Annotated in this window: 22 protein-coding genes; 8 read left to right on the forward strand and 14 right to left on the reverse strand. The window is 70.1% G+C overall.

Going from position 1 to position 23,149, the window contains the following annotated elements:
* Positions 1-254 precede the first annotated feature (254 nt).
* The gene (locus AB5J73_RS04930; RefSeq protein WP_370972941.1) at positions 255-1,016 is read left to right on the forward strand and encodes a site-2 protease family protein; all 762 of its coding nucleotides are present in this window, start codon (positions 255-257) and stop codon (positions 1,014-1,016) included.
* Between the two features lie 25 nt (positions 1,017-1,041).
* On the opposite strand, the gene AB5J73_RS04935 is transcribed toward AB5J73_RS04930, so the two are convergent.
* From AB5J73_RS04935 to mshB, 3 genes are read right to left on the reverse strand one after another with little or no spacing between them, the layout of a single operon-like run.
* Positions 1,042-1,821 carry a hypothetical protein gene (locus tag AB5J73_RS04935; RefSeq protein ID WP_370968518.1) on the reverse strand — a complete coding sequence of 260 codons (780 nt, stop codon included), beginning with the start codon at positions 1,819-1,821 and terminating at the stop codon, positions 1,042-1,044.
* Positions 1,814-2,203: a hypothetical protein gene (locus tag AB5J73_RS04940; protein ID WP_370968519.1), complete on the reverse strand. Its 390-nt coding sequence runs from the start codon at positions 2,201-2,203 to the stop codon at positions 1,814-1,816. Before AB5J73_RS04940 ends, AB5J73_RS04935 begins: the two co-directional genes overlap by 8 nt.
* Positions 2,200-3,042, reverse strand: a complete 843-nt coding sequence (gene mshB, locus AB5J73_RS04945; RefSeq protein ID WP_370968520.1) for an N-acetyl-1-D-myo-inositol-2-amino-2-deoxy-alpha-D-glucopyranoside deacetylase — start codon at positions 3,040-3,042, stop codon at positions 2,200-2,202. Before mshB ends, AB5J73_RS04940 begins: the two co-directional genes overlap by 4 nt.
* A 113-nt stretch (positions 3,043-3,155) precedes the next feature.
* Here mshB and AB5J73_RS04950 point away from each other — a divergent pair, with 113 nt between their 5' ends.
* The gene (locus tag AB5J73_RS04950) at positions 3,156-4,937 is read left to right on the forward strand and encodes an ABC transporter ATP-binding protein (RefSeq protein WP_370968521.1); all 1,782 of its coding nucleotides are present in this window, start codon (positions 3,156-3,158) and stop codon (positions 4,935-4,937) included.
* A gap of 79 nt (positions 4,938-5,016) precedes the next feature.
* On the opposite strand, the gene AB5J73_RS04955 is transcribed toward AB5J73_RS04950, so the two are convergent.
* The 6 genes from AB5J73_RS04955 to typA form a co-directional block, all read right to left on the reverse strand.
* The gene (locus AB5J73_RS04955; protein WP_370968522.1) at positions 5,017-6,033 is read right to left on the reverse strand and encodes an ABC transporter permease; all 1,017 of its coding nucleotides are present in this window, start codon (positions 6,031-6,033) and stop codon (positions 5,017-5,019) included.
* An 82-nt stretch (positions 6,034-6,115) separates the two neighbouring features.
* Positions 6,116-7,045, reverse strand: coding sequence for an ABC transporter permease (locus AB5J73_RS04960; protein WP_370968523.1), 930 nt, complete (start codon positions 7,043-7,045; stop codon positions 6,116-6,118).
* The gene (locus AB5J73_RS04965; RefSeq protein ID WP_086856010.1) at positions 7,038-8,054 is read right to left on the reverse strand and encodes an ABC transporter permease; all 1,017 of its coding nucleotides are present in this window, start codon (positions 8,052-8,054) and stop codon (positions 7,038-7,040) included. The genes AB5J73_RS04960 and AB5J73_RS04965 overlap by 8 nt, the downstream gene beginning before the upstream one ends.
* Positions 8,055-8,240: 186 nt before the next feature.
* Positions 8,241-10,052, reverse strand: coding sequence for an ABC transporter family substrate-binding protein (locus tag AB5J73_RS04970; RefSeq protein WP_370968524.1), 1,812 nt, complete (start codon positions 10,050-10,052; stop codon positions 8,241-8,243).
* A 289-nt stretch (positions 10,053-10,341) separates the two neighbouring features.
* Positions 10,342-12,078, reverse strand: a complete 1,737-nt coding sequence (locus tag AB5J73_RS04975) for an ABC transporter family substrate-binding protein (RefSeq protein ID WP_370972944.1) — start codon at positions 12,076-12,078, stop codon at positions 10,342-10,344.
* A gap of 337 nt (positions 12,079-12,415) precedes the next feature.
* Positions 12,416-14,341 carry a translational GTPase TypA gene (gene typA, locus AB5J73_RS04980; protein ID WP_370968525.1) on the reverse strand — a complete coding sequence of 642 codons (1,926 nt, stop codon included), beginning with the start codon at positions 14,339-14,341 and terminating at the stop codon, positions 12,416-12,418.
* Positions 14,342-14,533: 192 nt separating this feature from the next.
* On the opposite strand from typA, the gene AB5J73_RS04985 reads away from it, so the two are divergent.
* Positions 14,534-14,686 (forward strand): hypothetical protein, encoded by a 153-nt coding sequence (locus AB5J73_RS04985; RefSeq protein WP_323323339.1) that lies wholly within the window; start codon positions 14,534-14,536, stop codon positions 14,684-14,686.
* On the opposite strand, the gene AB5J73_RS04990 is transcribed toward AB5J73_RS04985, so the two are convergent.
* A complete protein-coding gene (locus AB5J73_RS04990) occupies positions 14,683-14,982 on the reverse strand; it encodes a YciI family protein (RefSeq protein WP_370968526.1) in 300 nt (99 codons plus the stop codon). The genes AB5J73_RS04985 and AB5J73_RS04990 overlap by 4 nt on opposite strands.
* A gap of 181 nt (positions 14,983-15,163) precedes the next feature.
* Here AB5J73_RS04990 and trpS point away from each other — a divergent pair, with 181 nt between their 5' ends.
* On the forward strand, positions 15,164-16,129 hold the full coding sequence (gene trpS, locus AB5J73_RS04995) for a tryptophan--tRNA ligase (RefSeq protein ID WP_370968527.1): 966 nt from the start codon (positions 15,164-15,166) through the stop codon (positions 16,127-16,129).
* On the opposite strand, the gene AB5J73_RS05000 is transcribed toward trpS, so the two are convergent.
* From AB5J73_RS05000 to AB5J73_RS05010, 3 genes are read right to left on the reverse strand one after another with little or no spacing between them, the layout of a single operon-like run.
* Positions 16,122-16,511 (reverse strand): (deoxy)nucleoside triphosphate pyrophosphohydrolase, encoded by a 390-nt coding sequence (locus tag AB5J73_RS05000; RefSeq protein WP_370968528.1) that lies wholly within the window; start codon positions 16,509-16,511, stop codon positions 16,122-16,124. The genes trpS and AB5J73_RS05000 overlap by 8 nt on opposite strands.
* Positions 16,512-16,522: 11 nt before the next feature.
* The gene (locus tag AB5J73_RS05005; protein ID WP_370968529.1) at positions 16,523-17,845 is read right to left on the reverse strand and encodes an ATP-binding protein; all 1,323 of its coding nucleotides are present in this window, start codon (positions 17,843-17,845) and stop codon (positions 16,523-16,525) included.
* The gene (locus AB5J73_RS05010) at positions 17,842-18,558 is read right to left on the reverse strand and encodes a response regulator transcription factor (RefSeq protein WP_370968530.1); all 717 of its coding nucleotides are present in this window, start codon (positions 18,556-18,558) and stop codon (positions 17,842-17,844) included. Before AB5J73_RS05010 ends, AB5J73_RS05005 begins: the two co-directional genes overlap by 4 nt.
* A gap of 147 nt (positions 18,559-18,705) precedes the next feature.
* Between AB5J73_RS05010 and AB5J73_RS05015 the strand changes: the two genes are divergently transcribed.
* The 3 genes from AB5J73_RS05015 to AB5J73_RS05025 are packed head-to-tail and all read left to right on the forward strand — an operon-like array spanning position 18,706 to position 21,643.
* Positions 18,706-19,797 carry an outer membrane lipoprotein carrier protein LolA gene (locus AB5J73_RS05015; protein WP_370968531.1) on the forward strand — a complete coding sequence of 364 codons (1,092 nt, stop codon included), beginning with the start codon at positions 18,706-18,708 and terminating at the stop codon, positions 19,795-19,797.
* The gene (locus AB5J73_RS05020; RefSeq protein WP_370968532.1) at positions 19,794-20,768 is read left to right on the forward strand and encodes an ABC transporter ATP-binding protein; all 975 of its coding nucleotides are present in this window, start codon (positions 19,794-19,796) and stop codon (positions 20,766-20,768) included. Before AB5J73_RS05015 ends, AB5J73_RS05020 begins: the two co-directional genes overlap by 4 nt.
* Positions 20,765-21,643 carry an ABC transporter permease gene (locus AB5J73_RS05025; RefSeq protein WP_370968533.1) on the forward strand — a complete coding sequence of 293 codons (879 nt, stop codon included), beginning with the start codon at positions 20,765-20,767 and terminating at the stop codon, positions 21,641-21,643. Before AB5J73_RS05020 ends, AB5J73_RS05025 begins: the two co-directional genes overlap by 4 nt.
* Before the next feature lie 3 nt (positions 21,644-21,646).
* On the opposite strand, the gene AB5J73_RS05030 is transcribed toward AB5J73_RS05025, so the two are convergent.
* Positions 21,647-22,765 carry an AAA family ATPase gene (locus AB5J73_RS05030; RefSeq protein WP_370968534.1) on the reverse strand — a complete coding sequence of 373 codons (1,119 nt, stop codon included), beginning with the start codon at positions 22,763-22,765 and terminating at the stop codon, positions 21,647-21,649.
* 175 nt (positions 22,766-22,940) lie between these two features.
* Here AB5J73_RS05030 and AB5J73_RS05035 point away from each other — a divergent pair, with 175 nt between their 5' ends.
* Positions 22,941-23,138, forward strand: a complete 198-nt coding sequence (locus AB5J73_RS05035; RefSeq protein ID WP_370968535.1) for a hypothetical protein — start codon at positions 22,941-22,943, stop codon at positions 23,136-23,138.
* Positions 23,139-23,149: the final 11 nt, after the last annotated feature.

The following is a 23,149-nucleotide window of genomic DNA, read 5'->3' on the forward strand; positions in this document are numbered from 1 at the left end:
CCATTCCTTACCATCGGCTTCCAACCGCACGTCCGCCTCCTCGCTCCCTAGCACTCCCCAGGCTGGCGGTGGTGAAACGACACTCGCCGCCCCCTCTGGCGGCGAATGACATCACTGTGATTACACCCGTGTAGTGCGGTCAGGTCAAGCGGAGTAGCGAGTTCGGGGGACGTCGGAGCCCGATCGCGCAAGGGGACACGCCGGTAACTTCACACCGGGCATACGGAAGACTGGGACTCGTGCAGAAGTCAGCAGTGCGCCCCAGCCCGGTCTTCCTCGGCATCCTCGCGCTCACCGTCGCCGGTGGGGCGATGGCCGCGTTCGGTGACATCAACACCGTTTTCGTCCGCGACCGCGACCCGCTGCTCATCGCGGGCGTCGTGATCTTCGTCGCCGCCGGCTGGGTGGCGTCGCTGTCGCTGCACGAGTTCGGCCACGCGATGGTCGCCTACCGCGGCGGCGACTACAGCGTCGCCCACAAGGGTTACCTCACCCTGGACGTGCGGAAGTACACCGATCCGGTCCTGTCGATCGTCCTGCCGCTGATCTTCCTCATCATCGGCGGCATCCCGCTCCCGGGCGGCGCGGTCTGGATCAACCGCGGCGCGCTGCGCTCGCGCGGGACGTCGTCGTGGGTGTCACTGGCGGGCCCGCTGAGCAACCTCGCCGTCGGCGCGGCACTGGCGCTGGTGGTCGCGCTCGTCCCGATGGCGGGCGGCCTCGTGATCGCGATGTCCTACCTGGCGCTGCTGCAGGTCGTGACGTTCATCCTCAACATCCTCCCGATCCCCGGCCTCGACGGCTGGGGCGCGATCGAGCCGTACCTGCCCCCGCGCGCCCGGGAGATCGGCGCGCAGGTCCGCCCGTGGGCGCCGATCATCCTGTTCGCGATCCTGTGGTTCATCAAGCCGGCGAACGCGCTCCTGTGGAACGGCTCGTACGCGCTCTTCGGCGCCTTCGGGGGCTATGTGGACGGTGCGCAGATCGGGTTCAGCGTCTTCCAGTTCTGGAACTGAGCCGGCGCGAGCACCGCACCGGAGCTCAGGTGCGGTGCTCCGTCAGCCAGACGTGCGCGCGCTTCCAGGCCACGCGCAGCCCCGAGCGCTCGCCGAGGTAGTCACCCGCCGCGCCGACGACCGGCAACATGCCGATCGCACGGTGCAGGAAGTTGCCGCGCGGGCGCTTCTCCAGTTCGCCGGTGATCCCGAGCAGTCCGCGCCCGAGCCGCCACAGCGTGCGGCCCGCCGCCTTGACCGTCGCCTTGCCGTGCTTCTTCTCCGACGCCGTCAGTTCCTCGGTCAGCCTCGCGGCTTCGTCCGCCTCCGCGGCTTCGTCGTGCTCCGCGTGGCTGCCGGCGGCGAGGTCCGCGTCGATCTCCCGCTCGAACAGCACCCAGGCGATCAGGCGCACGCGCGTGCCGACGTCCGTGACGCCGTACTCGCCCGCGATGGCGCACAGCAGCAACCCCTGCGACGCCGCGCCCAGCGCGTCCTGCACCGGGAGCCGGTCGGCCAGTGCGCCGCCCAGCCCCGGGATCGACGTCAGCAGCGCCGTGAAGCGGCCGACGCGGTTCATCCACCAGCTCGACCGGTCGTAGCCCGTCATCCGCGCCCACGCCGCCGTACCGGGGACCTTCACCGACGTCACGCCGTGGATCAGCTTCGCCTTCAGGCCCGTTTCGACCTCGGCCAGGTCGTCCGCAGCGCGGGCCTGCAGACCGAACGGGTCGGACTCGCGCAGCGCGTCCAGCATCGGCCCGCACGCGCGCACGAACGGCCGCAGCACCGCCACGACCTGCCGATCGGAGATCGCCTCAGCCACGTCCCGTTCCCCTTCCCACCGCACGGCCCAGCCCACCGCCGAGCACCAAGGCGCCCGGCAGCGCGCTCGCGCCGAGCAAGAGCAGCGCCCGCCAGTCCTGGATCAGCACCAGGTCGCCGCCGGGTCCCAGCATGCCGACCCCGAACACGACGAGCACCCACACCGCCAGGGGTACCCACGAAAGAGCGGGCCGCACCAGCTTCGCCGTGGTCGACACCAGCCACGGCGTCGTGACGGCGCCGACCAGGACGGTCACCGGCAGCGGCACGACCCCGATCCGCAGCGGCAGGAAGAACAGCTCGACGATCGCCAGCAGGACCGTGTCGAAGACGAGCAGCGCCAGGAGCAGCCGCTGCTCCCAGGTCAGCGGTTCCACGGTCACAGTCCGCCGAACAGGTCGTCCGCCGCGCCCTCGGCGGGGCCGTGGGCGAGCACGAAGTAGTCCTTCGCGGCGATCGGCTGGGCGACCTCGTTCGTCAGCGCGAAGTACGGGACGGGACCGTCGACCACGGCGAGCTGCGTCGCGTGCGCCCGCAGCGCCGCTACCTTCGCGGGGACGTGCGCGGCGACGTCGAGCACCGTCGTGATCTCTTCGTCCGGGGTCGCCGGCAGCTCGTCGTCGGCCGGGACGCCGTATTCGGGGGCACCCGCACGCAGCGCGTTCAACCCGGTGCGCACCGCGTTCTTCGACGCCACCGTGTGGAACACGCGCGCCACCGACTCCGCCCGCGGTGCCGCCGCCATCGTGATCTCGTGCGCGCGGATGTGGTCCGGGTGGCCGTAGCCGCCGAAGGCGTCGTAGGTGACGACGACCTGCGGGCGCACCTCGTCCAGGATCTCCGCCAGCTGCGCGGCCTGCTCTTCGGCGCTGCCGCCGGTGAACGCCCGCGGGTGCGACGCCGACGGCGTGCCCGCCATGCCCGAATCGCGCCACCGGCCGATCCCGCCGAGATAACGATGCCGTGACACCCCGAGCGCGGCGCACGCGGCCTTCAGCTCGGCGACCCGGTAGCCGCCCAGCTGGTCGGCCGCCCAGGCGCCCAGCCCGGACAGCTCGGCCAGGCCCGGCATGATCTCGCCTTCCTCACCCAACGTGCAGGTCACCACGGTCACCTCGGCGCCTTCGGCGGCGTATCGTGCGATCGTGGCGCCGGTGGTGATGCTCTCGTCGTCGGGATGGGCGTGGACGAGCAGCAGCCTGCGCGGTACCGGGGAGATCACGGGTTGAGCGTAATTCCCGTGCTCCGACCTTCGTCGGGGACACCCTCGGTTATCCTCGCGCGAGTCGCGACCGCCGCGTCGCGATCGTCTGTACCCCCACGAAGGGCATCTTGGTGAGCACTGAAGCAACTTCGGCGGACGTCGCCGGCGTGTCCGGATCCGTTCTGTCGATCTCCGACCTCAGCGTGTCGTTCCAGACCGAGGACGGCGTCGTGAACGCCGTCAAGGGCATCGGGTTCGACGTGCAGCCCGGCGAGATCGTCGCCGTGGTCGGGGAGTCCGGGTCCGGCAAGTCCGTCACGTCGATGTCGGTGCTGGGCCTGCTGCCCAAGACCAGCCGGATCGCGGGCGAGCTGCGCCTCGGCGAGCGCAACCTGGCGGACCTCAAAGAGAAGGACATGCAGAAGATCCGCGGCAACCAGGTCGCGATGATCTTCCAGGAGCCGATGACCGCGCTGAACCCGGTCTACACGGTCGGCTGGCAGCTGCGCGAGTCCCTCCGCTCGCACCTGGACATCTCCAAGGACGCCGCCGACAAGCGCGCGATCGAGCTGCTGGAGATGGTCGGCATCCCGAACCCGCCGCTGCGGTTCAAGCAGTACCCGCACCAGCTGTCGGGCGGGCTGCGCCAGCGCGTCGTGATCGCCATGGCGATCTCCTGCGACCCGAAGGTCATCATCGCGGACGAGCCGACGACGGCGCTCGACGTGACGGTCCAGGCCGAGATCCTCGGCCTGCTGCGCAAGCTGCGCGACACGCTCGACACCGCGATCGTGCTGATCACCCACGACATGGGCGTCGTCGCCGACATGGCCGACCGCGTCATCGTCATGTACCAGGGCGAGATCGTCGAAGAGGCGCCGGTGCGCGACCTGTTCGCGGCGCCGAAGGAGGACTACACCCGGCGGCTGCTCGCCGCGGTGCCGGTGCTCGGCCAGCGCCCCGAGGGCCGCCGGCTGCTCGACGACACCGGGATCGCGTCCGACAGCACCGAGGCGGCCAAGATCGCCGAGGAGATCCGGCTGGCCGACGCCGAGCTGGAGGCCGTGATCGAGGAGGCCGCGCCGGCCCTGGAGATCAAGAACCTCGTGCTCGAGTACCCGGGCCGCCGCGGCCAGGCCAAGAACCGGGCGGTGGACGACGTCTCGCTGACCATCGCCAAGGGCGAGATCGTCGGCCTGGTGGGCGAGTCGGGCTCCGGCAAGTCGACGGTCGGCCGCTGCGCCGTCGGCCTGCTGCGCGCGACCCAGGGCACGATCGCGATCGCCGGCAAGGACATCACGACGATGTCGGCGAAGGAGATCCGCCCGCTTCGCCGGTTCTTCTCGATCGTGTTCCAGGACCCGGCGTCCACGCTGGACCCGAAGATGACGATCGGCGAGTCGATCGCCGAGCCGATGGTGCTGCACAAGGTGCTCTCCGGCAAGGAGCTGTCGGCGCGGGTGCGCTCGCTGCTCGACAAGGTCGAGCTGGGCGGGCACTACATGAACCGCTACCCGCACGAGCTCTCCGGCGGCCAGCGCCAGCGCGTGGCCATCGCCCGCGCGCTGTCGCTGGACCCGGCGCTGCTCATCGCGGACGAGCCGACCTCGGCGTTGGACGTCTCGGTGCAGGCCCGCGTGCTGGACCTGTTCCTCGACCTGCAGCAGTCGCTGCAGTTCGCCTGCCTGTTCATCAGCCACGACCTCGCGGTGGTCGACCTGCTGGCCGACCGCGTCGCGGTGATGCAGCACGGCAAGCTGGTCGAGGTCGGCACGCGCGACCAGGTGCTGCACTCGCCGCAGCAGGACTACACGAGGCGCCTGCTGTCGGCGGCCCCGGTCGCGGACCCGATCCTGCAGGCCGAGCGCCGCGCGGCCTGGGAGGCCGGCAAGCTGGCCCCGGTGGCCGACTGACGCACGCTGAAGGGGACTTTCCTCGCATCGGATGCGAGGAAAGTCCCCTTCACTGCGTCTGACGCGCCGAACGTCCCCTTCAGCCCACGCGGATGCGGGGGTCGAGGATGCCGTAGAGCAGGTCCGCGAGCAGGTTCGCGACGATGACGCTCGCCGCGATCACCACCAGCCAGCCCATCAGCACCTGCGGGTCGTTCTTGTTGACCGCTTCCACCAGCAGCGTGCCCATGCCGTGCCAGTTGAACACCGTCTCGGTGATGATCGCGCCCGTCACCGTGGCGCCGAAGTTGACCGAGAACAGCGTCATCACCGGGATCAGCGCGTTGCGGAACGCGTGCCGCCAGATCACGCGGCTGTTCGAGACGCCCTTGGCGCGCGCGGTACGCACGTAGTCGGCGCCCAGCACCTCCAGCATCGACGCGCGCTGGAACCGGCTGTACGCGGCGAACGTGATCGCCATGATGGACAGCGTCGGCAGCAGGAACGCGCCGACGTACTTCGCGAGCGCGTCGCCCACCCCGGTCGCCGACAGGCTTTCCGGGCTCGTCGTGCGCAGCCACGGGTCACCCAGGACGTCGGCCAGGCCGAGGTCGCGCACCCAGATGTTCGCGCGGATCGCGTAGCCCTTCAGCACGATCGCCACGCAGAAGATGGGCATCGAGAACATCAGGAACGCCAGCGTCGTCGCGGCGTAGTCCCAGATCGAATACTGCTTGACCGCGGCCAGCACCCCGACCAGCACGCCGAAGACGAGCGCCAGCACGGACGCCGCCAGCACCAGCTCCAGCGTCACGTTGAACGCGGCCATGACCTTCGGCGCCACCGGCGTGAACGCGTTGCCCTGGGCGATCGAGATGCCCCAGTCGCCGGTCAGGAAGTGGCCGAGCCAGGTGAAGTAGCGGGCGACGACGCTCTGGTCGAGGCCGAGCTTGTGCTCGGTGTCGGCGATCGCCGACGCGCTGATGCCCGGTTTGCTGCGGAGCTCGCCCAGCGGGTCGCCGGTGTTGGCCACCATGACGAAGCAGAGGAACGTGCCGACCAGCAGGACCGGGATGGAGATGGCCAGCCGTCTGAGCACGTAGAGCACAAGGTTCATCCGAAACCCCCAGGTCCGGCGATCCCGCGGCGGGAACGAGCGCGGGGGTGACCGGAACCCCGGTCACCCCCGCGTCGTGCGTTCAGGCCTTCATTCTCCGCTGGCGCGGGTCGAAGGCGTCGCGAAGACCGTCACCGATGAAGTTGATCGTCAGTGAAATCAGCACGAGCACGATGAACGGCCCGAAGAACAGCGCCGGCCGCGTCTGCAGCTGGGCGTAGTTCTCCAGGATGACGCGGCCCAGCGAAGTGTCGGGCAGCTGCACGCCGAGGCCGATGAACGACAGCGCGGCTTCCGCCAGCACGGCCTGCGCGACCGCGAGGGTCGCGTTGACCGTGATGCTGCCGACCATGTTCGGCACCAGGTGCTTGAAGATGATCCGGACGACGCCGGCCCCCGAAGCGCGCGCCGCGTCGACGAACTCGCGCTGCGACAGCGACATCGCTTCGGCCCGGGTGATCCGGGCGATCGGCATCCACGCGAACGCGGACAGCACCAGCGCGACGATGTACCACGTACCGCCGCCGAACACCTTGGCGAGGATGGCCGCCGCGGCGATCTGCGGGATGATCAGGAACAGGTCCGTCACCCGCGAGATCGCCGAGTCGGTGAACCCGCGCAGGTAACCGGCGACCGCGCCGAACACGACACCGATCACGGTGGCGAGGATCGACACGGTGAGCGCGATCAGCAGCGAGTACTGCGTGCCGCGCAGCACCTGCGACACCATGTCCTTGCCGACCTGGGTCGTGCCCAGCGGGAAGTCCCCGCTCGGCTTGGCGAAGGACGGGAACGAGCTGTCCTGGTAGCCGTGCTTCCAGAAGATCGGCATGACCACGCTGATCAGCACGATCAGGATCAGCACCGCCGTCGACGCCATCGCCAGCTTGTGGTGCAGGAACTTCCGGAGGACCAGCCTGCCCTGGCTGCGCGGCTCCGGCAGCGCGTCCGGCGGGAGCGTACCGTCGGCGGTCGCCTGTTCGGTCGCGAGAAGAGAGTTCAAGTCAGCCAACGCGAATCCTCGGGTCCAGGATGCCGTACATCAGGTCGGCGATCAGGTTGGCGATGATCACGAGGGAGGCGATCACCACGAGCCAGCCCATCATGACCTGGGTGTCGTTCTTCGTGACCGCTTCCACCAGCAGCGTGCCCATGCCGTGCCAGTTGAAGACCGTCTCGGTGATGATCGCGCCGGCCAGGACCGAGCCGAAGTTCACCGAGAACAGCGTCGTCACCGGGATCAGCGCGTTGCGGAACGCGTGCCGGAAGATGACCCGGCCGTTGGCGAGGCCCTTGGCGCGCGCGGTGCGCACGTAGTCCGAGCCCATGACCTCGAGCATCGAGGCGCGCTGGAACCGGCTGTACGCGGCGAAGCTGATCGCCATGATCGACAGCGTCGGCAGCAGGTACGCGCCGATCGTGCTCGTTATGAAGTCGCCGACCCCGTCGGTCCGCAGCTGCTCCGGGCTGGTGGTGCGCAGCCACGGGTTGCCGAGGACGTCGGACAGGCCCAGGTCGCGCACCCAGCCGTTGATCTCGATCGCGTAGCGCTTCAGGACGATCGCGACGCAGAAGATCGGCATCGAGAAGAGCAGGAAGGCGAGGGTGGTCGCGATGTAGTCGATGATCGAGTACTGCTTCACGGCGGCCAGCACACCGACGATGATGCCGATGATCAGCGCGAGGATCTCGGCGCCGACGACCAGCTTGAAGGTGACGCCGAGCGCGGCCATCACCTTCGGGGCGACCGGCGCGAGGGCGTTGCCCTGCGCGATGGAGATGCCCCAGTCGCCGGTCAGGAAGTCACCGAGCCACGAGAAGTAACGGGGGATGATGCCCTGGTCGAGACCGAGCTTGGCGGCCGTGGCGGCCAGCGCTTCCTTGCTGATCTGCGGGTTTTGGCGCAGCTCGCCCAGCGGGTCACCGGTGCCGGCGACCATGACGAAACACAAGAAAGTCCCGACCAGGAGGACGGGAATCGATATCGCCAGACGGCGAAGGATGTAGATCACCAGGTTCAACGAACTGCTCCTCATCCGGGCCTGGTCGTCAGAAGTGCGCTGGACCGCTACCCGGTTGTCTACCGTAGTGGCGGTAACCCTACGGTCAACAGCTACTTCCGGTGGGTACCGGGGCCCGGCTCGTGGCCGGACCCCGGTACCTCCCAGGTCATCTGGAGCGAGGGGAAAGAAGAGGCGGGGCGAGCCCTACTTCTTCTGCTCCCACTCGCCGACGTTCCACAGCACACCGTCGTACGACTGCATGTAGACGCGGTCGATGCCCTTGAACGCCCACATGCTCGGCGTCTGGAACAGCGGCAGGGTCGCGTAGTCGTCCGCGATGGCCTTGTCGGCCTCCTGGTACTTCTGCAGCTTGACCTGCTCGTCGGTCGCCTTCACCGCAGCGGTGTAGGCGTCGTCGATCTTCTTGTCGCACAGGCTCTGGTAGTTCTGCTCACCACCGTTGTCCGGGCAGACGTAGATCGACTTCGACTCCGCCTTGAAGGGCTGGGCCGACCAGCCGAACAGCGCGACGTCGTAGTCACCGGTCGAGACGCGGCCACCCTTGAGGAAGTTGGCGTCGGTCTCGTCCTTGACCTCGATGCCGGCGGCCTTGGCCTGCGAGATGATGATCTCGACGGTCTGGCTGCGGCGCGCGTTCTGGTTGTGCGTGATCTTGAACGAGGCACGCACACCGTTCTTCGCGAAGATGCCGTCGCCGCCCTTGACCCAGCCGGCATCGGTCAGCGTCTTGGCCGCCGCGTCGGCGCCCAGGCCCGCCTTGCTGCTGTACAGGTCGGTGTAGCCCTCTTCACCCTGGAAGAAGACGACGCTGTTCAGCGGCTCCGCGTCCGCCTGGACCTCCTTGAGCAGCTTGTCCGTGATCTCCTTGCGGTTGACCGACTCGAGGAACGCCTTGCGGAGGTCCTTGTCGGCGAACATGCGCTTGAAGTTCAGGTCGAGGTGCTCGTAGGTCAGCTGCGGGGCCGAACCGTAGACCACGCCCTGGGCCGCGAGGCCCTTCATCGTCTGGGCCGCGGTGGCGTCCGGCTGGGTCGACGCCGCGACGTCGATCTCACCGTTCTGCAGCGCGGTCGCCATGGCCTTGGTGTCTTCCATGGCGCGGACGATGATCTTCGACGGGCCACCCTTGCCGCCGACCCAGGTCGGGTTCTTCTCGAGGGTGACGGCCTTCTGGTTGGCGTCGAACGCGGTGATCTTGTACGGGCCCGACGACGGCATGATGTCCGCCTTGAAGCCCTTCCACTCGTTCGACCAGAAGTCACCGGCGGCCTTGATCTGCGCCGGGTCGCCGGTCGGGGCCAGCTTCGTGATGTCCGCGATGCCGGTCTTGGCCTCGAGGATGTGCGCGGGCATGATCGCCGGCGCGTTGAAGAGGCCCTTGTAGTCGAGGTAGGGCTCGCTGTAGTCGGTGACGAAGGTCAGGTTGTCCTTGCACGTCGCCGTCTTGATCAGCGAGTACCCGGTGGTCGAGGCCGAGTTGAACGGGTTCTTGCCGTCCGGGCCCTTCGCCAGGCCGCTCTGCGACAGCCACGCCAGGTACAGGTCCTTGCAGTCGTACGGCTGCCCGTCCGACCACTTGACGTTCGGCTTGATCTTGTAGGTGACCTGCTGCGGGTCCTTCGTCGTGATGTCCCACGACTCGAAGACGTCGCTGTTCAGCAGCACCTTGTTGTTGCCGTCGAGCTTCAACGTACCGGAGAGCACCGCGGTCAGGACGTAGTTGTTGTACGAGCTGTTGGTGTCCGGGGTCTGGTTGTTGTACCCCGAGTACCCGTCGTCGATACCGATCGTGACCGTGCCGTCGTACCCCGGGGTGTCCGCGAGCTTGAACAGGTCACCGGTCTCGGCCTTGCCGACAGCCATCGCCTTGACGTCGGTCGACGATCCGTTCTGATCGGTGTTGCCCGAACCCGAATCACCGCCGCTGCAGGCGCTCAGCAGCAGCGAAGCGCCGGCGACGAGCGACAAAGCGGAGACTGCTTTGGATCTCCTCATGAAGTGTGCCCTCCTAGCACTGAACCCTTGAATATCGGGACAAGGGCCCACACCGCTCCGGTTGGATGGGCCGGAGCCTACGACACGCCAAGCGACACTCAACTGGCGCACTGCGGGAGCACGCTAGAAAGGAAAAGCACCGACAGTCACCAGTTCAGGGTCGATCGTGACCAAAGGGTGACTTCCAGTGGACATCCAGAAATACGACGGTTACCTCACGGATTCAAAGCCACCCACTCGAAGGCGTCGGTGAAGATCACCCGGTAGTACTGAATGCGTAGTCGCGCGATTACTTCGGGCCGCGGGTCCAGTTCACCGCGGACCCGAATGGGCCCACCATGGGGGGACCTGGCGTGACGCCCGAGATGCCCGATCCGATCGCCAGGGTGTCAGCCAATTGGAACAACGGGACCACCACGTTCTGGCGCCAAAGTTCAGGCTCAAGGGTGGTGAGCGCTTCGGTGATCGGCGTCGATCCGGACAGCGCCGCGTCGATCGACGACTGCAGTGCCGGATCGCAGAACCCGGCCGAGTTGCCCGGAACGACCGGTTTGGCGGGGTCGGCGCCGGTGGCCGTCTGCTCGAGGCGGCAGCCGAAGGTCGACGCGAGCACCGAGGCCGGGTCGCCGCCGACCGCCTGCGGCACGACGGCGATGTCGATCCCGACGTTGCCCGCCGAGTCGCCCGTCGGCTGCTGGACGCCGTTGACGACCGGCATCGCGAGCAGGCCGCCGAACAGGTCGCGCGGCTGCGGGGTGATCGCGTTGACCTCGATGCCCTGCGCGACGAGCTGGGCGGTGAGCTCCTTGGCGATCGACGCGTACGGCTCCTGGGTGCCCGGCGAGGCGATCACGAGCGAGAGCGCCTTGCCGTTCTTGCGCCAGGTGCCCGCCGTCTTGGCGTAGCCCGCCGCCTTCAGCGATTCCTCGGCCTTGGCGACGTCGGGCGCGGTCGGCGGGCCGGGCGGGATGGTTGCCGCGTACCCGGCTTCCGACGGCGCCTTGACCTGGGCGTCGGCGTGCAGCGTCGACGACGGGCCGCCGTCGACGCCTTCGGTGATCAGCTTGTTCCGGTCGATGAACGCGGCGACCCCGGCGCGGACCTGGGCGTCCTGCAGGGTGGCGCTGACCGGGCGCAGCAGCACGCCGGCCACCACCGGCCGGGCCACCGTGTGCAGCCGCACGGCCGAACCCAGCTCGCCGAGCCGCTTGAGCTCGTCGCCGCTGGTCCGGGCCAGCGCGAACTGGTCGTTGCCGCTCTGCAGCGCGGCCAGCAGGGTGTTCTGGTCCGACCGGCGCAGCACGATCCGGTCGATCGCCGCGGGCTTCTCCCAGTAGCGCTCGTTGCGCTCGAGGATGACCTCGCCGCGGGCGGTGTCGATGCTCTTGATCGAGAACGGGCCGGCGACGGCCGGGAAGTTCGCCGCGAGCGCGCCGCGCCAGCCGTCGGGCGCGTCCTTGAGCAGGTGGGCGGGCAGCAGCCCGGAGAAGAGCGCCTGCCAGCCGGGGTACGGCTTGGCGAAGGTGACCTCGACGCGCTTGCCGCCCTCGCGGGACTGCAGGTCGGTGATCTGCCGGTAGCCGGCGGGCTCGATGACGCCGGGCTGGTCGCGCATCTGGGTGCGCAGGTAGTCGAAGTCCTCGGCGGCGATCGGCGCGCCGTCGGACCAGGACGCGTCCGGCCGGATCTCGTAGGCGACCACGAACGGCTGCTGCGAGACCACCTCGGCGGACTTCATGAGGTTCTTGTCGAGCTGGCTGCTGCCGTCGTCCTTCTGGCGGAACACCGAGGGCAGCAGCAGCTGCGACAGCGCCGAGGTCACCTGGGACGAGTCCGCGAGGTTGTGCGGGTTGTACCCGCCGAGCACGTCGTCGACCCCGACGACGATCTGCGACGGCGTCTTGCCGGTGGTGGACACCGGCGCGACCGACGAGGACACCACCGGGGGTGGCGGGGTGTTGGAGCACGCGGTGAGCAGCACGGCCGCGAGTGCCAGTACCGGCACCGCCTTGCGATTCACCCGCACGCCCAGTTCCTCCCAGATTCCGCCGATCGGGTCAGCCATGCTCCCACGACCGCGTTCGCGACCGGAACCGAGATTCCCACACCCGGATCGGCCGGGCCCACCGCCCCTTGGTGCCGCTATGGAAAAAGGACGCGCGGACCACCGTCCGGGTTCCCGGACCGTTCCGGAACGGCGGAACACGCGCCGGGGCCGCCGTCGGCCCCATAAAGATATAAGGAGAAGAACACCGGATTTCGTGACAGCCCGTTCGCCGCTTTTCCACCCGCGGTAGCGGAGCGGGCGCGAAAAAGCCTCCCGGCAGCTGGCACCGGGAGGCTTTTTCGCGGTCTCGAAGAGATCAGCCGTTGTCGCGACTCTTGGCGCGCGAACGCTCCTTCGCGCGGGTGTTGACGTCCAGGGTGACCTTGCGGACCCGGACGACCTCGGGCGCGACCTCGACGCACTCGTCGACGGAGCAGAACTCCAGCGCCTCTTCCAGGCCCATCTTGCGCGGCCGGGCCAGCGTCTCCATCACGTCGGCGGAGGACTGACGCATGTTGGTCAGCTTCTTCTCCTTGGTGATGTTGATGTCGAGGTCCTCGAAGCGCGGGTTCTCGCCGACGACCATGCCCTCGTACACCTCGGCGCCCGGCTCGACGAAGAAGGTGCCGCGGTCGGCCAGCTGGATCATCGCGTACGCGGTGACCGGGCCGGTGCGGTCGGCGACCAAGGAGCCGCTGTGCCGGGTGCGGATCTCGCCCGCCCACGGGAAGTAGCCCTCGAACACGTGGTTCGCGATGCCGGTGCCGCGGGTCTCGGTGAGGAAGTCGGTGCGGAAGCTGATCAGGCCGCGCGACGGGAGCACGTACTCCAGCTTGATCCGGCCGGTGCCGTTGCCGCTCATGTCCTCCATGCGCCCCTTGCGGGCGGCCAGGAGCTGCGTGATCGCGCCGAGGTGCTCCTCCGGCGAGTCGATGTAGAGGCGCTCGAACGGCTCGTGCAGCTTGCCGTCGATCGTGCGCAGGACCACCTGCGGCTTGCCGACGGTCAGCTCGAAGCCCTCACGCCGCATCTGCTCGACGAGGATGGCCAGCGCCAGCTCGCCACGGCCCTGGACCTCCCAGGTGTCGGGGCGCTCGGTCGGCAGGACGCGGATCGAGACGTTGCCGATCAGCTCCTGGTCGAGACGGGCCTTGACCAGCCGCGCGGTGACCTTGTCGCCGCCGTTGCGCCCCGCCAGCGGCGAGGTGTTGACGCCGATCGTCATCGAGATCGCCGGCTCGTCGACGGTGATCCGGGGCAGCGCGACCGGGTTCTCGACGTCGGCGAGGGTGTCGCCGATCGTGATGTCCGGGATGCCCGCGATGGCGACGAGCTCGCCCGCGCTGGCCTCGGTCGCCGGGACGCGGGTGAGCGCCTCGGTGACCAGCAGCTCGGAGATGCGGACGTTCTGCACCGTGCCGTCTTCGCGCATCCAGGCCACGGTCTGGCCCTTGCGCAGCTTGCCGGCGTGGATGCGGATCAGCGCGATGCGGCCGAGGAAGTTGGACGCGTCGAGGTTGGTGACCAGCGCCTGCAGCGGCGCGTCGAGGTCGGCGGCGGGCGGCGGCACGTGCCGGAGCAGCGTGTCGAACAGCGGGTCGAGGCTCTCGCTCTCGGGGATCTCCCCGTCGGCGGGCTGCTCGAGGCTCGCCTTGCCGGCGCGCGCGGAGGCGTAGACGACCGGGAGGTCGAGGATCGCGTCGTGGTCGGCGTCCTCGATGTCGCTGGCCAGCTCGAGCAGCAGGTCGTGGGTCTCCTCGACGACCTCGGAGATCCGCGCGTCCGGCCGGTCGGTCTTGTTGACCAGCAGGATCACCGGGAGCCGGGCCTCGAGGGTCTTGCGCAGCACGAAGCGGGTCTGCGGGAGCGGACCCTCGGACGCGTCGACCAGCAGGACGACGCCGTCGACCATGGCCAGGCCGCGCTCGACCTCACCGCCGAAGTCGGCGTGGCCGGGGGTGTCGATGACGTTGATCGTCACCGAGCCCTCGGGCGTCTGGCGGTGGATCGAGGTGTTCTTCGCGAGGATGGTGATGCCCTTTTCCCGCTCGAGCTCACCGGAGTCCATCACGCGGTCGACGACCTCGGCCCGCTCGGCGAAGGCGCCGGACTGGCGGAGCATCGCGTCCACGAGCGTGGTCTTGCCGTGGTCGACGTGGGCTACGATCGCGACATTGCGCAGGTCGGGCCGGGTCTTACCGGTCGGCCGGCCGGTTTCGACGGTAGCGCTGGCTGCGGGCACGCGAGAACTCCTGAACTTCAAGGGGTGGGTGGCCGCGCAAGCCGTCAGGCATCCCGTGACCGGCTCTGGTCACACGCGGACCTCACCAAGGATACCTTCCGCACGTTTGTGAGGAGCCCCACGCCCCCAGATCGGTTAGCCTCACCTAACGTGGATACCCGGTAGCGTCGCCGATCCGGAAGGTGCGTGCGCGTGGGGAAGAAGCAACCGGACGACCCCCGGAAGGTCGTGCGCAAGCTGATGAAGGCCGGCAAGGTCAAGAAGAAGTGCTGCCGGTCGAAGCCGCGCTGCAAGAAGTGCCCGGTGCTGGCGCTCAAGAAGGCGAAGCTGGACCTCGCCGCCTAATGCGGTGCCGCTTCGTTGAGCAAGCGCAGCTCCGGAGCGGTCTTGGTCGGTGAGAACTCGATGACCTCGTACTGCGCGAGGTGCTGCACGCAGAACGGGTCGGACGCCAGGATGGCGTCGAGCTTCCCGCGGTTCAGCGGACGCGTGATGATGACACCGCCGACGCGGGGGTTCCGCCGCCCGGACGCCAGGAAGTGGCCGTGCTCGTACTGCCTGTTCAGCCACTCGACGTGATCCGGCAGCGCCAGGTCGATTTCTTCGATCGGAGCCGTGTAGTTCAGCAGGACGACATACATGGTTAGACGGTAGACCCGCACGCCCCTTCGCGCCTATGCTCGCCGTATGCACGCGCAGACGTCCAGCTGGTGGCCGCCCTCGGCGGCCGTCTAGTCCTGCGCTGATCACCAGCGGCCGCCCCGGACGGGCGGCCTTTTTTCGTGCCTTCTCCGGGGTGGTCCCGCCCCGAAAGGAAGACACATGAGCAAGCTGTCCGGGATCACCCCGTCCGGTCACGTCCACCTCGGCAACTACCTCGGCGCGGTCCGCCGCTGGGCCCGCGAAGGCGGCGTGGACGACCTGTACTTCGTCGCCGACCTGCACGGCATGACGACTCCGCACAACCCGGCGAAACTCCGATCCTTGGCGAGCGAGCAGCTCGCCGTGCTGATCGCCGCCGGCATCGACCCCGAGCGGGTGTTCGTGCAGTCCGACCTGGCCCGCGAGCTGGGCGCGCTGACCTGGGTCCTGGAGTGCACCTGCAACTACGGCGAGGCCGCTCGGATGATCCAGTTCAAGGAGAAGTCGAAGGGCCAGGCCGGCGTGCGGCTGTCGCTGCTGACGTACCCGGCGCTGATGGCCGCGGACATCCTGCTCCAGGGCGCCCGCGAGGTCCCGGTCGGCGAGGACCAGCGGCAGCACGTCGAGCTGACGCGGACGCTGGCCAAGCGCTTCAACAGCACGTACGGCGAGGTCTTCACCATCCCGGAAGCGGTCCTCCCGCCGGCGGGCGCGCGGGTGAAGGACCTCACCGACCCGACGCGCAAGATGTCGAAGTCGACGCGCGACGCGGCGGGTGTGGTGTTCGCGCTGGACGAGCCGGACCAGGTCCGCCGCAAGATCCGCCGCGCGGTCACCGACGGCGGTTCGGTACCGGTGCACGCCCCGGAGACCCGGCCGGGGATGGCGAACCTGCTGGAGGTCCTGGCCGCCTGCCGGGGCGGCTCGCCGGCGGACCTGGCGGCGGAGTTCACGACGTACGGCGCGGTGAAGGACGCCGTCGCGGACGCGGTGATCGAGGAGCTGCGACCCTTGCGTGAACGAGCGTTAACGCTGCTCGACGACGTCGCGGAGCTGGACCGGGTCCGCAAGGCGGGCGCGGAACGGGCTCGGGAGCGCGGCTCCCACCGGCTCGACGCGGCGCTGCGGATGATCGGCGCTAACTGAGCAGCGCGCGCAGCTCCGGGAGCAGGATCCGGTCGGCGGGCAGCCAGTCGACGTCGTCGAGGTCGTCGGGCCCGAGCCAGCGCACGGCCCGGTGCTCGACGGCCCGCGGCTCCCCGCCGGGCGAAACGAGCGAAGCCGCGTAGATGCGGAGCACCTTCCCACCGGGCAGCGGCACGTCCTCCCCGACGCGCGCCCCGACCTCGATGACGACGTCGAGCTCCTCGCTGCACTCCCGGGCGAGCGCGAAGGCGTCCGACTCACCCTCCTCGACCCGGCCGCCGGGCAGCTCCCACTGCCCCGCGTGGTCGGCGGGCCAGGCCCGCTGCTGCGCGAGCAGCTTCCCGTCCCGCACCAGGGCGGCACCCACGATCACACCGTTCACAGCCCCGGAATCTACCCGGAAGCCTCTCCCGCGGCCGCGCGCCAGACGACCACGAACCGCGCGCCGCCGTCCGGGGACTCCCCCACCTGCACCCGCCCGCCGCGGCGCCGGACGGTCTCCGCCACCATCGCCAGCCCGAGCCCGGTGCCCCCGGACGAGCGGGCCCGGTCGTCGGCGATCCGGTAGAACCGGTCGAACACCTTCTCGCGGTGCTCCGGCGCGATGCCCGGGCCGTCGTCGTCGACCACCACCCGGACCGCCGAGCGGGACGCCAGCACCGACACCACGATCTCCCCGCGCGCGTAGCGGCAGGCGTTGCGCAGCAGGTTGTCCAGCACCAGCTCCACCTCGGCGTGCGCGGAAGCCGCCCAGGCCTGCGCCACCGCCGTGCTCACCCGCGTGTCCGGCGCCCCGGCCGGCAGCCGCGCGACGGCCGACCGCACCTCGCTCACCAGCTCGACGGGCGAGGCGGGCGGGACCTCGCCCGCGTCCGAACGTGCCAGCGACAGCAGCCCGTCCAGCAGCGACGACAGCCGCTCGGCCTCGGTGAGGATGTCCGACAGCGTCTCCTGGGACAGCTCCGGATCCGGGTTCGTGACGGCGACCTCGGCCTGCACCCGGATCGAGGCGACCGGCGACCGCAGCTCGTGCGCGGCGTCGCCGGTGAACCGCCGGAGCCGCTCGGCCGCCTGCTCCTGCCGTTCCAGCAGCGCGTTGAACTCCTCCGCCAGCGCGCGCAGCTCGTCGTGGGAGTCCGGCAGCGCCAGCCGCGCGCCCGGCGGCAGCGCCCGCACCGAACCCCGCATCCGCGCGACCGGCCGCAGCGACAGGCGCACCACCAGCCACGTCGCGAAGCCCGCCACCAGCGCGCCGACCGACGCGACGACGACCAGCCACACCCCGCCGTAGTGCACCGCGGCCGAGAACCCGACCAGGCCCGCACCCGCCACGACCAGCCGTTGAGCGCCGTCCGGCGCGCTGACGACGGTGCCGAGGTACCGCGCGCCGTCGCGCTGGACCGGCTGGCCCGCCTTCAGCGTCGAGATGTCGTACAACGTAAGGCCGGTCGGGGTGCCGCCGTCCACCGGCGCGCCCGCGGTGTCCAGGACCCGCAGCGTCACCGGAGCCGCGCCGGACAGCGGCCGGCCGGCACCCACTTCGGCGCCGGCCGGGCCGAGCGCGCTCGAGAGCTCGCGGTCGACCGAGCCGATGAGCAGCGGCGAGAGGTTCGACGCGGCCAGCGCCGCCAGCCCGAGCAGGCAGACCAGGGTGATCGTCGCGGCCAGCAGGGTGATCCGCACTTGCAGGGACCGGCCCCGCCACCAGGAGCTCACGGGGTGATGACCTCGTCGAGCTGCGCGTCGGAAGCCAGGTAACCGTGCCCGCGCACGGTCCGCAGCAACGCACCGGCGCCGACCGCGTCCAACTTACGTCGTACGTATCCGACGTACACCTCGACGAGGTTGCGCGTCACGGCCTGCTCCTCGCCCCAGACCGCACGCAGCAGCTCGTCCTTCGTGACGACCGTGCCGGCGCGCCCGACGAGCACTTCGAGCAGCGCGAACTCGCGGGGGCTCAGCCCGACCTCCTCGTCGTTCCAGTGCACCTGCCGCAGCCCGCGGTCGACGGCCAGCGCGCCCAGCCGCAGCGTGCCGCGGCTCGCCTCCGGCCCCGCCCGGCGCAGCGTCGCGCGGACCTGCGCGACCAGCACCACGAAGGAGAACGGCTTGACGAGGTAGCCGTCGGCGCCCAGGTCGAGCCCGTCGGCCTGGTCGATCTCGCCGTCCTTGGCCGAGACGAGCAGCACCGGCGTCGTGACGCCGTCCTTGCGCAGCCGCTCCAGCACGCGGTAGCCGGACAGGCCCGGCAGCATGATGTCGAGCAGGATGACGTCGAAGGAGCCGGTGCTCGCCAGCTGCAGCCCGGTGGGCCCGTCCGCGGCGGTGACCACGTCCATGTCCTCCGCGCGCAGCCCGCGTTGCAGCGCCTTCCGCACGCCCGGTTCGTCGTCGACCACCAGCACCCGAGGTTTCACGAGGTTCATCATGGCCGGTTCGCGCAGGTCGTGCGCCGGCTCTCAGCACGATCTCAGCGTGCGGGGGAGAACCTTCAGGGGTATCTCAGCCTCGAGAGGGAAGCGTCGTGGCCAGGGAACCGGGCACACTCGGCCCGGGAACACCACAGGGAGAGACGCATGAAACCGAAGACGAAGGGCATCACCGCCGCGGTCGTCGGCACCGCGCTCGGCGCCGGCGGGCTCGCGTTCGTCGCGATGCCGGCCAGCGCGGACGACAAGCCGGCGCTGCCGCAGGTGAGCGCCGAGGACCTGGTCCAGTCGGTGGTCAAGGCGAAGCCGGGCGCGTTCGACGGCACGGTGAAGGTGAGCAACGACCTGGGCCTGCCCGCGGTGGGGAACGCGGTGCCGGGCGCGTCGGCGCTGAACATCGACTCGGCGCACATCTTCAGCGACGGCGCCGGCAAGAGCCGGCTGGCGGTCACGCAGGGGGCCAGCCAGGAGACCGTGGTCCACGACGGCACGACCGTCTGGGACTACAGCTCCAAGACGAACACCGCGACCAAGGTGACCATCCCGGCCGAGGTGGCCAAGCAGAAGGGCGCGGGCAGCGAGAAGACGGCCGACCCGATCGCCGCGAGCACCGAGCTGCTGGCGAAGGTCCGGGAGAGCAGCACGGTGTCGGTCGACGGCACCGCGACCGTCGCCGACCGCCCGGCCTACGAGCTGGTCCTGACGCCGAAGCCGACCGAGCGGACGCTGCTGCGCGAGATCCGCGTCGCGGTCGACTCGCAGACGCGGATGCCGCTGCGGGTGTCGGTGCTGAGCAACGGCACGTCGACGCCGGCGCTCGAGGTCGCGTTCAGCGAGATCGAGTTCACCCAGCAGCCGGCCGACCTCTTCACCTTCACCCCGCCGAAGGGCGCGAAGGTCGAGGAGAAGACGCCGACGATCGACCAGAAGGACAAGGACCTCGCCGCGCAGGCGAAGCAGGACACCAAGGTCGTCGGGGACGGCTGGGACACCGTCGTCACCGGCAAGGTCCCGGCGGACGCGCTGAACGCGGCGCCGAAGGCCCAGGGCGACCGCAAGGGTGCGCCCGCCGACCCGAAGGCACTGCTCGAGCGGTTCGCCAAGAAGGTGAACGGCACCTGGGGCAGCGGCTACCTCGTCACGACGAAGGTGGGCACCGCGGTCCTGACCGACGACGGCCGCTTCGCCGCCGGTGCGGTGCCGGAGCAGGTCCTCTACGAGGCGCTGGGTCAGAAGTGACCAGCACGACTGTCCAGTCCGGGGCGGACGTCTCTTCGGAGGCGTCCGCCCCGGCGGTCCCGCTCGCCGCGCGCACGCGGGGGTTGCGCAAGGTGTACGGCAGCACCGTCGCGGTCGACCACGTCGACCTCGACATCCCGCAGGGGGCGGTCGTGGGGATGCTCGGGCCGAACGGCTCGGGCAAGACGACCACCATCCGGATGCTGCTCGGGCTGGTCCGGCCGACCGAGGGCGAGGTCGAGCTGCTCGGCCGTCCGATGCCGGACGCCGCCGCGCACGCGCTGCCGGACGTCGGCGCGCTGGTCGAAGGGCCGGGTTTCCACCCGTTCCTGTCCGGGCGCGACAACCTGCTGCGCTTCGCCGCCGCGGAACCCCGGCTGACTTCGGCCGGGATCCCGGCCGCCGTCGACACCGCGCTGGAGCGCGTCGGCCTGACCGCCGCCGCGCGCCGGCGGTACAAGGGCTACTCGCTCGGCATGAAGCAACGGCTCGGGCTCGCTTCGGCGTTGCTGGTGCCGCGCAAGATGGTCGTGCTCGACGAGCCGACCAACGGCCTCGACCCTGCTGGTACCAGGGAGATCCGCAGGATCGTCGCCGAGCTGCACGCCGACGGCGTCACCGTGCTGGTGTCGTCGCACCTGCTGGCCGAGGTCGAAGCGACCTGCACGCACGTCGCCGTGCTGCAGAGCGGGAACGTCGTCGCGCAGGGCGAGCTGGCGGAGCTGCTCGAGTCCGGGAACGCGGCCCTGCTGGTCCGCACGCCGGACGCGGAACGGGCGGTGGAAGTGCTGCGGGAGAACCGGATCGGCGCCCGGCTCACCCCGGACGGCGTCCGCGCCGACCTCACGGCGGCGGAAGCCCCGCGGGTGCTGCAGGTCCTGGTGGGCGCGGGGGTCGCGGTCCACGAGGCGACGCGGGCCCGCACCGGGCTGGAAGACCTGTTCGCCCGGCTCACGGAGGGGGCGGAATGACCGCGGTACTCGACGCACCGACGGCCCGCACGGGCCACGACACGGTGCCGCTGCCCCGGCTGCTGGCCGCGGAGCTGCGCTGGATCTTCCGCCGGCCGCGCACCTTGGCCGTGCTCGGGCTGCTGGCGCTGATCCCGGTGATCATCGGCATCGGCCTGACCCTGGTCGACGAACAGCCGGGCAGCGGCGGCGGCCCGGACGACGGCGGCGGCGCACTGCTGGCGTCCGCGGTCAACAACGCGTTCGTCCTGCCGATCGCGGCGATCGTGATGTCGCTGGCACTGCTGCTCCCGCTGGCCTCGGCCATGGCGGGCGCGGACGCGATCGCCGGCGAGACAGCACACGGAACGCTGCGCGGCTGGCTGATCGCCCCGGTCGGCCGCGGCCGGCTGCTCGCGGTGAAGGCGTTCGGCGTCGCGACCGTGTCGGTGGTCTCGGTGCTCGCGATGTGCGTGACCGGCGTCGTGACCGGGCTGATCATCAACGGCACGGATTCGCTGTTCACGCTGTCCGGCACGACGTTGTCACTCGGCGGCGCGCTGGCCCGGATCCTGCTGGTGGCCGGCTGGGTGGTGCTCCAGCTGTGGGCGGTCGGCGCGGTGGCGCTGGCGATCTCCAGCTGGACCGAGCACCCGATGCTGGTGGTGGCGTCCGTCCTGGCGACCGACATCGTGTTCACCATCCTCGGCTTCCTGTCCTCTTTGGACTGGCTGCACCCGTTCCTGCTGACGCAGAACTGGTCGATGGCACCGGCGGAGGTGCTGCAGGACCCGATGGGCACGCAGATGCTCGGCGAAGGCGCCCTCCGCGCGGTCTGCTACATCGTCATCGGTCTCTCGCTGGCCTACGCACGCCTTTCCACCCGCGACGGCTGACGGTCATGGTCCGGGGACATCCTGCGCGAGCAGCGCGATGGGGGTCGCGGGCGTGGTCGTACCGATGCGCCGCGCCATGCGGGATTCCATCCCGGCTAGCAGTTCCCGGACCGCGAGGGCGTTGCCGAACTCGGCGGGGCGAGCGGCCCGGCGGGCCACCAGCCAGCCGGCCGCCCGCTCGGCCGCCTCGGGCCGCAAGTCGTACCCCTTGGCCGTGGCCGCTCGGCGCAGGATCTCGAGGAGTTCCGCGTCGGTGTAGGGCGGGAACTCGACCGGCGGGGTGAACCGGGAAGCCAGCCCCGGGTTCGGCGCGCCCCACGCGCCCAGGTCGTCCTTGTTCCCGGTGATGATCACCGCGAGCCGGTCGTGGTGGCGCTCCATCTCGACGACGAGCGTGTCCACGACTTCCTGGTCGGACTCGGCGATGGGCTGACTCAGGAGTCCGTCGACGAACAGCACACCGTCCATCGCCGACCGGACCGCCTCTCGTACCCGGTCCGCGGCCTGGCCGAAGTACGTGGCGGCGAAGTCCGCCCGGGACACCTCCACCACTTGGCCGCGGCGCAACAGCCCCAGCTCGCGCAGGATGGGGCCGGTCATCCGGGCCGCCTCGGTCTTGCCGGTGCCGGGCGGCCCGGCGAACACGAACCTCGGGAGCGGGACGTCACCGCTGCCGAGGAACCGGCGCACTTCCACCAGGCTCGCGAGGTCGTGGATCGCTTCCTTGAACGGTGCCAAGCCGACCACGTCGCCGAGATCCGTCTGCCAGTCGCGAGGCGGGGAGAGCTCCTCGGGTTCGTCCGCCTGCGCCCGGTGCCAGAGCCGCTGGAGCCGGACGCTCTCTTCGTCGACGTCGAGGCGGGCGGTGCTCCAGCCGGCGAGCACCCGCACGACCGGCTCCAGCTTCGTCCAGCTGGGGAGGCTTTCCCCTCGCAGCATCGTGCTGATCTTCTCGTGGCTGACGGTGTCGCGGAAGTCGCCGTCCACGACCGCTTTCGCGATCCGGCGCAACCCCGGCTTCCCGGCACCGCGGTACAGCTCGTGGAGCGCCTCGACGAGGTCGCGATGAGGGCCGGGTGGCAAGCGATCCGGCCCGGGCATGGCGATACCCACGGTTGTCACGGCGCTTCCCCACCCTTGGCGTCGAGAATCGTCAACTCCGGCCGAGCTTACGGGACGAGCCGTCAGTATCCGTCGACCTTCGTCAGCAACCGTTCTCGCGGTGGTGACGTGCCGGAGACTGGGTGCAGGGTCATCCCGAGCACCTTCGGGGCCGTGAACGGGAAGGGGTCTCTCCGTGTCGTCGATATCCGCGCTCGTCGTGAACACGCCGGTGCTGCCGTATGTGCTGGCCGCCGCGACCACCGTCGGCCTGCTCCTGATGGCGGCCGTGGTGCTCACGGCCACCCTGCACACCGACCACCGCCGACGCGCCGACGCTCGACGGGTCTTGAGCATTCTCCTGTCGGCGCTGACCCGCGGACGAGGCCGGTGACGCCGCTTCCC

Source organism: Amycolatopsis sp. cg9 (genome assembly GCF_041346945.1).
Classification (GTDB): Bacteria; Actinomycetota; Actinomycetes; order Mycobacteriales; family Pseudonocardiaceae; genus Amycolatopsis.

Coding starts and splice junctions, on each gene's coding strand:
- AB5J73_RS05025 (WP_370968533.1), top strand. CDS start 20,765: ATGACCGCGGTACTCGACGCACCGACGGCCCGCACGGGCCACGACACG.
- trpS (WP_370968527.1), top strand. CDS start 15,164: ATGAGCAAGCTGTCCGGGATCACCCCGTCCGGTCACGTCCACCTCGGC.
- AB5J73_RS04970 (WP_370968524.1), bottom strand. CDS start 10,052: ATGAGGAGATCCAAAGCAGTCTCCGCTTTGTCGCTCGTCGCCGGCGCT.
- AB5J73_RS05015 (WP_370968531.1), top strand. CDS start 18,706: ATGAAACCGAAGACGAAGGGCATCACCGCCGCGGTCGTCGGCACCGCG.
- AB5J73_RS05010 (WP_370968530.1), bottom strand. CDS start 18,558: ATGATGAACCTCGTGAAACCTCGGGTGCTGGTGGTCGACGACGAACCG.
- AB5J73_RS04955 (WP_370968522.1), bottom strand. CDS start 6,033: ATGAACCTTGTGCTCTACGTGCTCAGACGGCTGGCCATCTCCATCCCG.
- AB5J73_RS04990 (WP_370968526.1), bottom strand. CDS start 14,982: ATGTATGTCGTCCTGCTGAACTACACGGCTCCGATCGAAGAAATCGAC.